10 protein-coding genes are annotated in these 13,152 nt (G+C 59.7%); 7 read left to right on the top strand and 3 right to left on the bottom strand.

Annotation, left to right across the window (positions count from 1 at the left end; genetic code table 11):
* Positions 1 to 5 precede the first annotated feature (5 nt).
* Together PMI28_RS16920 and PMI28_RS16925 are read left to right on the top strand one after the other, a co-directional pair.
* Positions 6 to 1,169, top strand: a complete 1,164-nt coding sequence (locus PMI28_RS16920) for a gamma-butyrobetaine dioxygenase (protein WP_007985950.1) — start codon at positions 6 to 8, stop codon at positions 1,167 to 1,169.
* 386 nt (positions 1,170 to 1,555) lie between these two features.
* Entirely contained in the window at positions 1,556 to 1,819 is a 264-nt protein-coding gene (locus PMI28_RS16925) for a hypothetical protein (protein WP_007985949.1), read from the top strand.
* A 166-nt stretch (positions 1,820 to 1,985) separates the two neighbouring features.
* Here the strand turns inward: PMI28_RS16925 and PMI28_RS16930 are convergent, their stop codons facing one another.
* The gene (locus PMI28_RS16930) at positions 1,986 to 3,089 is read right to left on the bottom strand and encodes a GlxA family transcriptional regulator (protein ID WP_007975492.1); all 1,104 of its coding nucleotides are present in this window, start codon (positions 3,087 to 3,089) and stop codon (positions 1,986 to 1,988) included.
* A 522-nt stretch (positions 3,090 to 3,611) separates the two neighbouring features.
* A complete protein-coding gene (locus tag PMI28_RS16935) occupies positions 3,612 to 4,988 on the bottom strand; it encodes an L-serine ammonia-lyase (RefSeq protein WP_007985947.1) in 1,377 nt (458 codons plus the stop codon).
* 437 nt (positions 4,989 to 5,425) lie between these two features.
* Here PMI28_RS16935 and PMI28_RS16940 point away from each other — a divergent pair, with 437 nt between their 5' ends.
* From PMI28_RS16940 to choV, 3 genes are all read left to right on the top strand, one after another.
* Positions 5,426 to 6,373, top strand: a complete 948-nt coding sequence (locus PMI28_RS16940) for a choline ABC transporter substrate-binding protein (RefSeq protein ID WP_007985945.1) — start codon at positions 5,426 to 5,428, stop codon at positions 6,371 to 6,373.
* 66 nt (positions 6,374 to 6,439) lie between these two features.
* Positions 6,440 to 7,285 (top strand): choline ABC transporter permease subunit, encoded by an 846-nt coding sequence (gene choW / locus PMI28_RS16945; protein ID WP_007985943.1) that lies wholly within the window; start codon positions 6,440 to 6,442, stop codon positions 7,283 to 7,285.
* A complete protein-coding gene (choV, locus tag PMI28_RS16950; RefSeq protein ID WP_007985940.1) occupies positions 7,282 to 8,460 on the top strand; it encodes a choline ABC transporter ATP-binding protein in 1,179 nt (392 codons plus the stop codon). Before choW ends, choV begins: the two co-directional genes overlap by 4 nt.
* Positions 8,461 to 8,676: 216 nt before the next feature.
* On the opposite strand, the gene PMI28_RS16955 is transcribed toward choV, so the two are convergent.
* The gene (locus PMI28_RS16955; RefSeq protein ID WP_238540686.1) at positions 8,677 to 10,617 is read right to left on the bottom strand and encodes a BCCT family transporter; all 1,941 of its coding nucleotides are present in this window, start codon (positions 10,615 to 10,617) and stop codon (positions 8,677 to 8,679) included.
* 381 nt (positions 10,618 to 10,998) lie between these two features.
* Between PMI28_RS16955 and betI the strand changes: the two genes are divergently transcribed.
* Together betI and betB are read left to right on the top strand one after the other, a co-directional pair.
* Positions 10,999 to 11,592, top strand: coding sequence for a transcriptional regulator BetI (gene betI, locus PMI28_RS16960; protein ID WP_007985937.1), 594 nt, complete (start codon positions 10,999 to 11,001; stop codon positions 11,590 to 11,592).
* 62 nt (positions 11,593 to 11,654) lie between these two features.
* Positions 11,655 to 13,127: a betaine-aldehyde dehydrogenase gene (betB, locus tag PMI28_RS16965; RefSeq protein WP_007985935.1), complete on the top strand. Its 1,473-nt coding sequence runs from the start codon at positions 11,655 to 11,657 to the stop codon at positions 13,125 to 13,127.
* Positions 13,128 to 13,152: the final 25 nt, after the last annotated feature.

Genomic DNA, 13,152 nt, shown 5'->3' with positions numbered 1-13,152 from the left:
TCGCCATGAACACCGCCGCTGCATTTGCCGACTTTCGTACTTACCCGTTGATCAGCGCGCTGACTGGCGTGCAGACCCTGGCCGACCGTGTTCTGGTGAAGTGGGCCGACGATCGCGTCAGCCCTTTCCACCATCAATGGCTGCGGGACAATTGCCCGTGCCCGCAGTGCGTCTACACCGTAACCCGCGAACAAGTGCTGGAAATCGTCGATGTGGCTCATGACCTGATGCCCGATAACGCCCTTATCGACAGCGATGGCTGCCTGACGGTGGATTGGCAGGACGGACACTCAAGCCGCTTCGACCCTGGCTGGCTGCGCGCCCACGCCTATGACGATGAATCCCGCGCCGAACGCCTGGCAGGCAAACCGAAAGCCAGGCTCTGGCATAACGACTTGCAGTTGCCGGTGTTCGAATATCAAGCACTGATGAACGACCCTGACGCCTTGTTGCAATGGTTGTTGGCGGTGCGCGATGTCGGCTTGACCCAGGTTCGTGGTGTGCCCACCGAGCCCGGTTCGCTGAAACTGATCGCCCAACGGATTTCCTTCATCCGCGAGAGCAATTTCGGCGTGCTGTTCAACGTGCAATCCAAAGCCGATGCCGACAGCAACGCCTACACCGCGTTCAACCTGCCGCTGCACAGCGATTTGCCAACCCGGGAGTTGCAACCGGGGCTGCAATTTTTGCATTGCCTGGTCAATGACGCCGAGGGTGGCGAGAGCATTTTTGTCGACGGTTTTGCCATTGCCGACGCCTTGCGCCGGGAAGACCCCGAATCCTTCAAAAGCCTCTGCGAAATCCCCGTGGAGTTTCGCAACAAGGACCGCCATAGCGACTACCGCTGTCTCGCCCCGATCATTGCCCTGGACGCCTTGGGGCAGGTGTCGGAAATCCGCATGGCAAACTTTCTGCGCGGGCCGTTCGATGCCTCAGTTGAGCAGATGCCCAAGCTCTATCAAGCCTACCGGCGCTTTATCGCGATGACCCGCGAGCCCCGATTCAGATTGATGCAGCGGCTCAATCCCGGTGAGCTGTGGTGCTTTGACAATCGTCGCACCCTCCACGCCCGCAACGCCTTCGACCCCGCCACCGGGGCGCGGCATTTCCAGGGCTGCTATGTCGACCGGGATGAGCTGTTGTCGCGGATTCTGGTGTTGCAACGCTAGACCGCGTCATCGTTTTTCGCGAGCAAGCCCGCTCCCACATTCGACCGCATTCCCCTGCTGGGACTCGGTCAACGGTGGGAGCGGGCTTGCTCGCGAAAGCGGTCTATCTATCGACACAAAACCCATTGATTCACAAACAAAAAAAAGCCCCGATCAAGCCGTGACAGGATCGAGGCAGAGGGTACTGTTGAGGAGCCGCCATGCGAGGGTGACCAAACCTTCGTGAAGCGAGCTGGGCCCAGTGTGCCCACTCCTCTGCACGGCAAGTTAGCCGAAAACGACCTGTTCATAGGTATTGCGGCCATTGCGACAATTCGCCCTTGCCGCCACCTTGTGGCCCTACCAGAATCGAGCCACGACACCGTTCCCTGAAGAAGGATTGCGTCATGATGCACGCTGATTTGATAGACCAGGAAGACCTGTTGGGCCAGCTCAAGTCGTTGGGATTCGAAGTGCCCACCGGCTCCACCGCCGAGCAGGCCTGCGAGTGCGCGGTACGAGGATTGAATGATGTGCGGGCGATGACGCTGCGGACCATGGTCAAGCAGATGTACACCAGCAGCGCGACCATCCTGCCGGCGGTGCGCCAGGCGATCGACAAGCAGTTGTTGCCGGCGTTGGCGGAGTACCAGCAGAGCCACCGCACCTGACTGTCGAAGCGAGAACACTCTGTGGCGAGGGAGCTTGCTCCCGCTCGAGCGCGAAGCGGTCGCAAAACCGGTAAATGCGATTTACCTCAAGGAACGCATGTACCGGCTTTGGGGCTGCTGCGCAGCCCAGCGGGAGCAAGCTCCCTCGCCACAAAAGCGCCTCGGTTTAGAGCCTTACGCTGGCAAACGTCGACTCATTGCGCGCCTGGCTCAGCGCCGACAACGGCCCGGACAACGGCGACAGCACCAGCGCCTGTGGCAACGGCATCATCGCCACTTGCTGGGTAGTGTTGGAGCCTACGCGCTCGTCACGCGGCGGAATGCCGAAGTATTCGCGGTAGCACTTGGAGAAGTGCGGCGTGGATACGAAACCACACACCGATGCCACTTCGATGATCGACATCGGCGTTTGCTTGAGCAATTGCCGGGCGCGGATCAGGCGCAGCTTCAGGTAGTAACGCGACGGCGAGCAGTGCAGGTATTTCTGGAAGAGGCGTTCGAGCTGCCGACGGGATACCGCGACATACACCGCCAGTTCGTCGAGGTCGATCGGCTCTTCGAGGTTGGCTTCCATCAAGGCAACGATTTCCTGCAACTTCGGCTGGTTGGTGCCGAGCATGTGCTTGAGCGGCACACGCTGGTGATCCTGCTCGTTGCGGATACGCTCGTAGACGAACATTTCCGAAATGGCCGCCGACAGTTCACGACCGTGATCGCGGCTGATCAGGTGCAGCATCATGTCCAACGGCGCGGTACCGCCGGAGCTGGTGAAACGGTTACGGTCGAGGGTGAACAGACGGGTGCTCATGGCCACCCGCGGGAAAGCTTCCTGCATCGCTGCCAGACATTCCCAGTGCACGCTGCAATCAAAACCGTCGAGCAGGCCGGCGCAGGCCAGGGCCCAGCTGCCGGTGCACACCGCGCCGAGGCGGCGGGACTGGCGGGCCTGGCTTTGCAGCCAGGACACGTGTTCGCGGGTAACAGTGCGCTGGATGCCGATACCGCCGCACACAATGACAGTGTCCATTGGCGGGGCTTTGTGCATGGAGGCGTCGGGGGTGATCTGCAGGCCGTCACTGGCCCAGACCTGGCCGCCATCGACGGTGAGGGTGGTCCAGCGATATAGCTCGCGACCGGACAACTGGTTGGCCATGCGCAGGGGTTCCACTGCGGAGGCCAGAGAAATCAGCGTGAAATTGTCCAGCAGCAGAAAGCCGATGGATTGAGGCGCACGGTTCTGGGGTTGGGCCCCGGAGTTGAACGTCGTCATCGCGGTATCTCCTCACACAAAGCGGGTGATGGCCTCAGGCGGAGGCTCTTTTTATTGCCATCGTTCTCGCGTGGGAGACGGGCTTTGTAATGACAGAGCAATTGCCATGCCTAAAATTGAATGCGCGTTCAATAACTCCTAAAAACGACGTCGGAATGTGTCTATATATGTCTTACAAGGCGTTGGGATTTAAATGGCCATCAGGACTGGCAAGCGCCCCGGCCCACGAGCTGTGAGCAATTCGGTAGCACTTGTGGGAACGGCGTTGCGCCGCGTCGGAAAGGAGTGTCACCGCAGGCACGGGTGACGAGTGGTCGAGGGCTTGATGGCGCCCGATCAGCGGTCAGACGATTTATCTGGGAGCGACGCGCTAAAAGGTGGCGCGTTTTAATCCGGGTGTTCACTTAACGCGCAATTTTGACTGGTCTCGCCCCTTCGCGAGCAAGCCCGCTCCCACATGTGGAATGCATTCCCCTGTGGGAGCGGGCTTGCTCGCGAAGAAGGCGACCCGATATTACTGACTCAACACTCCACCGCACTCACCGCCAACCCACCCCGCGATGTCTCCTTATATTTGTCATGCATGTCGGCACCGGTATCGCGCATGGTGCGGATCACCCGATCCAGCGAAATAAAGTGCTGGCCATCGCCCCGCAATGCCATTTGCGCAGCGTTGATCGCTTTCACTGCGGCAATCGCGTTGCGCTCGATGCACGGCACCTGGACCAGTCCACCCACCGGGTCGCAGGTCAGGCCGAGGTTGTGTTCCAGACCGATTTCCGCCGCGTTGCACAGTTGCTCTGGCGTGGCGCCAAGGATTTCCGCCAACCCGGCCGCCGCCATGGCGCAGGCCGAACCGACTTCGCCCTGGCAACCGACTTCAGCACCGGAGATCGAGGCGTTCTTCTTGCACAGGATTCCCACTGCCGCCGCACTGAGGAAATAGTCGACGACATTGGCGTCGGTCACGGCCTCGCTGAATTTCATAAAGTAGTGCAGCACTGCCGGAATGATCCCCGCCGCGCCGTTGGTCGGTGCCGTAACCATGCGCCCGCCAGCGGCGTTTTCTTCGTTGACCGCCAGGGCGAACAGGTTGACCCATTCCATGGCGCTCAAGGTCGAGCCGATCACGTTGGGTTTGTTCAGTTCCTGCAAGCTGCGATGCAGCTTGGCCGCGCGGCGACGCACGTTCAGGCCACCGGGCAAGATGCCTTCGTGTTTCAGGCCTTGTTCGACGCAATCCTGCATCGCGCGCCAGAGCTTCATCAGGCCGCTGCGGATTTCCTCTTCGCTGCGCCAGACTTTCTCGTTGGCCATCATTAATTCAGCCACGCGCAGGTTGTGCTTCTTACACAGCTGCAACAGCTCGGCGGCGCTGGAAAAGTCATAAGGAAGTACGGTGCGATCCAGATCCACGACACCGCTGGAGGCTTGCGCCTCATCGACGACAAAACCGCCGCCGACCGAATAGTAGGTGTCGCGATGCAGTTCGCCGTCATCACCTTCGACAATCAGGGTCATGGCGTTGGGGTGGAACGGCAGGTTTTCGTCGATCAGGCGCATGTCCCGAGCCCAGACGAACGGCACCGACAGACGACCGTCGAGCAACAGCGTGTGGGTTTCGCGCAAGGCCTGGATACGAATGCCGATTTGCGACGGATCGATCGCATCCGGCCACTCGCCCATCAAGCCCATGATCACGGCATTGTCGCTGCCGTGGCCGATACCGGTGGCGGACAATGAGCCGAACAGCTGGACTTCGACACGCCGCACCTGTTCCAGCAACCCTCGCTCGCGCAAGCCCTGCACAAACAACGCCGCCGCCCGCATGGGCCCCACGGTGTGCGAACTGGAAGGACCGATGCCGATTTTGAACAGGTCGAAAACACTGATAGCCATGACTGCCGAACTCCTGAATGGGCCCACTGCGCACGCAAGAGCGCACGGTGACGGAGCTGCTACGCTCACAAGCTGCAATCCGCCGAGATGACCGCATCATCAAGCTTTTATCGTGTTGTCCGACGTCTCTAACCGACGCACTCATGCCCACCAACGCCGCGTGTCTTTTACGCCGTGTTTTCGCCGTTTTTTTGCGGTTCAGAGGGAAAAAAAGGGCTGAAAAAATCTGTAAACGACGTCACCGACACTGGATGCGACCATCCCTGTACTGGATACGACGCACCCTGTAGGCGTCAGATTTTCACTGGTACATGATCATATCGACTCGATTGCAAGGCGCAGTGGTAGAGCTGTCTCCAGAACGCCATCCAACCGCAACCTATAAGTGCGGTGGTCCAGTCGGAACACTGCCAAAAAAAACACCAAGGAGTCCATCCATGAAAGGTTCCCCGTCGTTGTTGTTGGCCGCCATGCTTAGTCTGCCGGTTCTGGCGCAAGCCGCAGAGCCGGCGCAGTGCAGTACCGTAAACTTCTCCGATGTCGGCTGGACCGACATCACCGCGACAACTGCGACCACCAGCGTCGTGCTCGATGCCCTCGGCTACAAGACCAAGACCACCATGATTTCCGTGCCCGTGACCTACAAGTCCCTGGCCGACGGCAAGAACATGGACGTGTTCCTGGGTAACTGGATGCCGACCATGGAAAACGACATCAAGGCCTATCGCGACGCGGGCACCGTGGATGTCGTGCGCACCAACCTCAAGGGCGCCAAGTACACTCTCGCCGTTCCTCAGGCGTTGTACGACAAAGGGCTGCATGACTTCGCCGACATCGCCAAATTCAAGAAAGAACTCGACGGCAAGATCTACGGCATCGAGCCTGGCAACGACGGCAACCGCCTGATCCAGACGATGATCGACAAGAACGCCTTCGGCCTCAAGGACGCCGGCTTCAAAGTCGTCGAGTCCAGCGAAGCCGGCATGCTCTCGCAGGTCGACCGCGCGCAGAAACGCGACACCGCCGTGGTGTTCCTCGGCTGGGCGCCGCATCCGATGAACAAGCGCTTCAAGATTCAATACCTGACCGGTGGTGATGACTTTTTCGGCCCGGATTTCGGTGCCGCCACCGTGGCGACCAACACCCGCAAGGGCTACACGCAGGAATGCAGCAACGTCGGCCAGTTGCTGAAGAACCTGGAGTTCACCGTCGACATGGAAAGCTCGCTGATGGGCAACATCCTGGACGACAAGATGAAGCCTGACGCGGCCGCCAAGGCCTGGCTGAAAAACAATCCACAGGTGCTCGATACCTGGCTCGCTGGCGTGACCACCATTGACGGTAAACCAGGCCTGGAGGCCGTGAAAGCCAAACTGGCCAAGTAATCGCTTATGCCGGGCGGCCTCGGCCGTCCGGGCTGTTTATTTCCTTGCATGCGGACGTTCACTACCATGCTGATTGATCAGAAAATCCCCTTAGGCCAGTACATCGCGGGCTTCGTTGAATGGTTGACGCAACACGGCGCCAGCACCTTCGACGCAATCGCCGTGACACTGGAAACGATGATCCACGGCGTGACGTTTGCGCTGACCTGGTTCAACCCGCTGGTATTGATCGGCGTAATCGCACTACTGGCACACTTCATTCAACGCAAATGGGGCCTGACCGCGTTTGTCGTTGCCTCCTTTCTGCTGATCCTCAATCTGGGGTACTGGCAGGAAACCATGGAAACCCTCGCCCAGGTGATGTTCGCGACCCTGGTCTGCGTGGTCATTGGCGTGCCTCTGGGCATCGTCGCCGCGCACAAGCCGATGTTCTATACTTTAATGCGTCCGGTACTCGATCTGATGCAGACCGTACCGACGTTCGTGTACCTCATTCCTACCCTGACCCTCTTCGGTCTGGGTGTGGTCCCGGGTCTGATCTCCACGGTGGTGTTCGCGATTGCCGCGCCCATCCGCCTGACCTACCTGGGTATCCGCGATGTTCCGGAAGAGTTGATGGACGCCGGCAAGGCCTTTGGCTGCTCGCGCCGTCAGTTGCTCTCGCGAATCGAACTGCCCCACGCCATGCCAAGCATCGCGGCCGGCATCACCCAGTGCATCATGCTGTCCCTTTCGATGGTAGTGATCGCGGCACTGGTAGGCGCCGATGGCTTGGGCAAACCGGTGGTCAACGCACTGAACACTGCTGATATCGCCCTGGGCTTCGAAGCAGGCCTGGCGATCGTACTGCTGGCGATCATGCTCGACCGTATCTGCAAACAACCCGACGCCAAAGTAGGGGGTGATGCATGAGCATTATTCGCTTTGATAACGTTGACGTTATCTTCTCCAAGGATCCACGCGAGGCGCTCAAGCTGCTGGATCAGGGCATGACCCGCAACGAAATCCTGAAAAAGACCGGGCAGATTGTCGGCGTTGAAAAAGCCAGCCTGGATATCGAGAAAGGTGAGATCTGCGTACTGATGGGCCTGTCCGGCTCCGGTAAATCCAGCCTGCTGCGCTGCATCAACGGCCTCAACACCGTCAGCCGCGGCAAGCTGTTCGTCGAGCACGAAGGCAAGCAGATCGACATTGCGTCCTGCACCCCGGCAGAACTGAAAATGATGCGCACCAAGCGCATTGCGATGGTGTTCCAGAAGTTCGCCCTGATGCCCTGGCTGACCGTTCGCGAGAACATCAGCTTCGGCCTGGAGATGCAGGGTCGTCCCGAGAAGGAACGCCGCAAGCTGGTGGACGACAAGCTTGAGCTGGTGGGCCTGACCCAGTGGCGCAACAAGAAACCCAACGAGCTGTCCGGTGGTATGCAACAACGCGTGGGCCTGGCCCGTGCGCTGGCGATGGACGCCGACATCCTGCTGATGGACGAACCGTTCTCGGCCCTCGACCCGCTGATCCGCCAGGGTCTGCAAGACGAACTGCTGGAACTGCAACGCAAGCTGCACAAGACCATCGTCTTCGTGAGCCACGACCTCGATGAAGCGCTGAAACTGGGCAGCCGTATCGCGATCATGAAAGACGGCCGGATCATCCAGTACAGCAAGCCGGAAGAAATCGTCCTCAACCCTGCGGACGACTATGTGCGGACCTTCGTGGCCCACACCAACCCGCTGAACGTACTGTGCGGCCGCAGCCTGATGCGTACGCTGGACAACTGTAAGCGCATCAACGGTTCGGTATGCCTCGATCCGGGCGGCGATTCGTGGCTGGACCTGGCCGAAGGCAACACCATCAAGGGCGCACGCAAGAACGGCTCGTCAATGGACCTGCAGAACTGGATTCCGGGGCAAGCCGTCGAAGGCCTGGAACGCAAGCCGACGCTGGTGGACTCCAATATCGGCATGCGCGATGCGCTGCAGATTCGTTATCAGACCGGTAACAAACTGGTGCTGCACGACAACAACCACGTAGTGGGGATTCTGGGCGACAGCGAGCTGTATCACGCACTGCTCGGCAAGAACCTGGGGTAAGACGACAGACACAAAAACGCCGCGAGAATATCGCGGCGTTTTTGTTTATGGGGTGTCGGGGCAAACAGCTTTGCGGCTGATGGCCCCTTCGCGAGCAAGCCCGCTCCCACATTCGACCGCATTCCTCTGTTAGAACTCGGTCACCTGTGGGAGCGGGCTTGCTCGCGAAGGACGCAACGCGGTGCTTCAGACAGAAACACCGCGCCCTATTGCTACTTAGCTATACACCCGGCCAAGGAGCTGCCGATGGCTTTCAAACTGATCGAGCACGTCACGGGTGATCTGATCCTGGGTGAAGCCCATCAAATCGTAGTCCTGGCTGCCGTTGTGCAGGTACACCTCGGCACGGTAGTAACGCTGACGCGCCTCATCGGACTGAGCCGACTCGGTTGGCGTGGCCAGGTAACCGTCCAGGCTTACTTCGTAGACAAACGGGTTGCCCTCTTCCATCTCGACCCGTACGCCCATGCAACGCTTGGACTTGCCCAGCAGCGTCTGAACCTCCAGACCTTGAGCACGCATTTGCGCCGTCGCATCTTGCAATGCCGGGCTGACATGCTTGTCCATGAAGCGCTGAACGATCGACTGGCTCGGTTGCAGGTCCAGTTGGGTCAAACGCTCGCTGAAACCACGACGACCGCGTGCCGCCAGTTCCGCTTGCTCCTGTTCGATCTGCACGTCCTGGCGCATGGCCTTGTGCAAGCCGAACATGAAGAACACCAGCACCACCGAGAACGGCAGACCGGCCAGCACCACCATGGTTTGCATGGCTTCGAAGTTGCCGGCGAACAGCAGGCCGATGGTCACCAGGGTGATCACCACCGACCAGAAGATCCGCAGCCAGTGCGGCGCGTCTTCATCGACGGTACCGCCCTTGCAAGACAGGTTGGCCATCATCACCGCGCCGGAATCCGCCGGGGTCAGGAACAGCACGAAACCGACAAAGATCGACACGCCGATGACAACTTTCGACGCCGGGTAATGCTCAAGCAACTGGTAGATCGCCATGGACGGCTGTTCCAGCGCCGTCTTCCCGAGCTCCACCGCCCCGTGATTCATCACCAGGTCCAGGGCCGAGTTACCGAAGATCGACAGCCACGCCAGGGTGAAGCCCAGTGGAATCAGCAGCACGCCGGCTACCAGTTCGCGCACGGTGCGACCACGGGAAATACGTGCGATGAACATGCCCACGAATGGTGCCCAGGAAATCCACCAGGCCCAGTAGAACAGGGTCCACAGGCCCAACCAACGGTCGGACTTCTCACTGTCGCCTTCGTACACATAGAGGTCGAAAGTCTTCAGCACCACGCCGTTCAGGTAGTCACCGACGTTCTGCACGAAACCGTTGAGCAGGTGCAGGGTCGGCCCGAACAACAGGACGAAAATCAGCAGGCCACTGAACAGCACGATGTTCAGATTGGACAGACGACGGATGCCGTTTTCCACGCCCGACACGGCAGCGATGGTCGCCACGGTGCTCATCACAATGATCACGATCAGCAGGTTGGTGTTGCTGTGTTCCATGCCGAACAGGTTTTCCAGCCCCGACGACACTTGCAGCGAACCAATCCCCAGGTTCGTCACCAGTCCCAGCAGGGTCACGAACATGCCGAAGCCGTCCACCGCATGCCCGGCCGCGCCCTTGACCCAACGCTCGCCCACCAGCGGATACAACGCCGAACGCAACGCCAGCGGCTGGTTATGCCGGTAGGCAAAATACGCCACGGCCAACCCCACCAACGCATAGATCGCCCAGCCATGCAGGCCCCAGTGCAGGAATGTCAGCTGCACGGCCTGACGTGCCGCCAGGTTGCTGCCGGCCACGCCTTCCGGCGGGTTGAAGTAGTGGTCCAGCGGTTCAGAGGCACCGAAGTACAGCAACGAGATGCCGATACCCGAGGAGAACAGCATCCCCGCCCAGGCGCCGTAGCTGAAGTCCGGGGTGTCATCCTTGCTACCCAGTTTCAGTTTGCCGTAGGACGAAAACGCCAGGCCGACGACGAAAATCAGGTAGGCGGCAATCACCACCATGTAGTACCAGCCGAAGCTGCGGGACAACCAGGCTTGCGCCATACCCAGCATTCTGCCGGCCTCTTGCGGGGCGATGATCAGAATGGCGGTCAACAACAGAATCAACGCGGTAGAGGTGTAGAACACCCAACCGTTGACCGTCACCTTCTCGGGTGGGGTCTTTATTAGCGAGGCAGAACTCATGGCACAGATGCTCCGGGCAGTGCGAGAGAAGAACGCAAGACAAACGAGTTACCCGACCAATCGGTTAGTGGGCAGCCGACCGGCGGGTGATATAAAGACAGCCCGAAAAAAGCCCGAAGCCCTTGAGACGCCGTGGCGTATAGGCTTCGAGCTGTTTCAGATGTCGGTTTGTCGCCATTTACACGTAGGAAAAATCTGTAAGCAGCGACGATTTGTCGCAGATCTTATTCTTTGTTGATTGAACGTTCAATCAAAACAAAATAGACTGGCCCTCAAGCCGATAGACGTTCTGCGTCTGCCGGAAGGCCTAAGGAGATGTGCAAGATGCCCAAGGTCGGTATGCAACCCATCCGCCGCCAGCAATTGATCGAAGCCACTTTGCAGGCCGTCGATCAGGTCGGAATGGGGGACGCCAGCATTGCGCTGATCGCCCGTTTGGCCGGTGTCTCGAACGGCATCATCAGTCATTACTTTCAGGACAAGAACGGCCTGATTGCCGCCACCATGGGGTACCTGATGACCGTCCTGAGCGAGAACGTCACCCTGCGCCGTCAGGCGCTGACAGATGACAGCCCGCGGGCGCATCTGCAGGTGATCATCGAAGGCAACTTCGACGCCAGCCAGGTCAATGGCCCGGCAATGAAAACCTGGCTGGCCTTCTGGGCCACCAGCATGCACCAGCCGTCTTTGCACAGGTTGCAGCGGATCAACGATCACCGTCTGTATTCCAACCTGTGCTGCCAGTTCCGCCGTGTGCTGCCGCTCAATGATGCGCGCAGCGCCGCCCGGGGTCTGGCAGCGTTGATCGACGGTTTATGGTTGCGCGGTGCGCTGTCGGGAGATGCTTTCGACACCGAGCAGGCGCAACAGATCGCTTACGAATACATGGATACCCAACTGGCCAAGCGGGTGAGTTAGAGCACACATAAACGCTCAACCACCGAACCGCGCCAGCCACTTAATGCTCTTGCGAGGACTTTATGGCCCGTTTCGAACTGCAAAAACTCTACATCGATGGCGCGTACAGCGACGCCAGCAGCGACGCCACTTTCGAAGCCATCAACCCGGCTAACGGTGAAGTCCTCGCAAAAGTACAACGCGCGACCAAGGAAGACGTAGAGCGCGCCGTAGTCAGCGCCGAAAAGGGCCAGAAAATCTGGGCTGCGATGACCGCCATGGAGCGTTCGCGCATCCTGCGTCGTGCCGTGGAAATCCTGCGTGAGCGCAACGACGAACTGGCGGCCCTGGAAACCCTGGACACCGGCAAGTCGTACTCCGAAACCCGCTACGTCGACATCGTTACCGGCGCGGACGTACTCGAGTACTACGCAGGCCTGGTACCGGCCATCGAAGGCGAGCAGATTCCGCTGCGCACCACTTCGTTCGTCTACACCCGTCGCGAGCCGCTGGGCATCGTGGCCGGTATCGGCGCGTGGAACTACCCGATCCAGATCGCCCTGTGGAAATCCGCGCCGGCCCTGGCCGCCGGTAACGCGATGATCTTCAAGCCAAGTGAAGTCACCTCGCTGACCACCCTGAAACTGGCCGAGATCTACACCGAAGCCGGCCTGCCAGCAGGCGTATTCAACGTCCTGACCGGCAGCGGCCGCGAAGTCGGCACCTGGCTGACCGAGCACCCGCGCATCGAGAAAGTTTCCTTCACCGGCGGCACCGACACCGGCAAGAAAGTCATGGCCAGCGCTTCGAGCTCTTCGCTCAAGGACGTGACCATGGAACTGGGTGGCAAGTCCCCGCTGATCATCTGCGACGACGCCGACCTCGATCGCGCCGCCGACACCGCGATGATGGCCAACTTCTACAGCTCCGGCCAGGTCTGCACCAACGGCACCCGCGTGTTCGTACCGGCCCACCTGAAAGCCGCTTTCGAAGCCAAGATCGTTGAGCGCGTTGCACGCATCCGCATCGGCAACCCGGAAGACGAAAACACCAACTTCGGCCCGCTGGTCAGCTTCGCCCACATGGAAAGCGTGCTGGGCTACATCGCCAAGGGCAAGGAAGAAGGTGCACGCCTGCTGTGCGGCGGCGAACGTCTGACCGACGGCGATTTCGCCAAAGGCGCGTTCGTGGCCCCGACCGTGTTCACCGACTGCACCGACGACATGACCATCGTCCGTGAAGAAATCTTCGGCCCGGTGATGGCGATCCTCACCTACGAAACCGAAGAAGAAGTGATCCGTCGCGCCAACGACACCGAATTCGGCCTGGCCGCCGGTATCGTCACCCGCGACCTGAACCGCGCGCACCGCGTGATTCATCAACTAGAAGCCGGTATCTGCTGGATCAACGCCTGGGGCGAGTCCGACGCGAAGATGCCGGTTGGCGGCTACAAGCAGTCGGGTGTCGGCCGTGAAAACGGTATCAGCTCGCTGAACAACTTCACCCGCATCAAATCGGTACAGGTCGAGCTGGGCGATTACGTCTCGGTGTTCTAAGACCCGAGACCTGTATTGCTCGCGA

The sequence above is a fragment of the Pseudomonas sp. GM48 genome (assembly GCF_000282335.1).
In the GTDB taxonomy this organism is placed as follows: domain Bacteria; phylum Pseudomonadota; class Gammaproteobacteria; order Pseudomonadales; family Pseudomonadaceae; genus Aquipseudomonas.
Note: the sequence above shows the minus strand (reverse complement) of the source record. Positions and strands in the feature narration are given on the sequence as shown.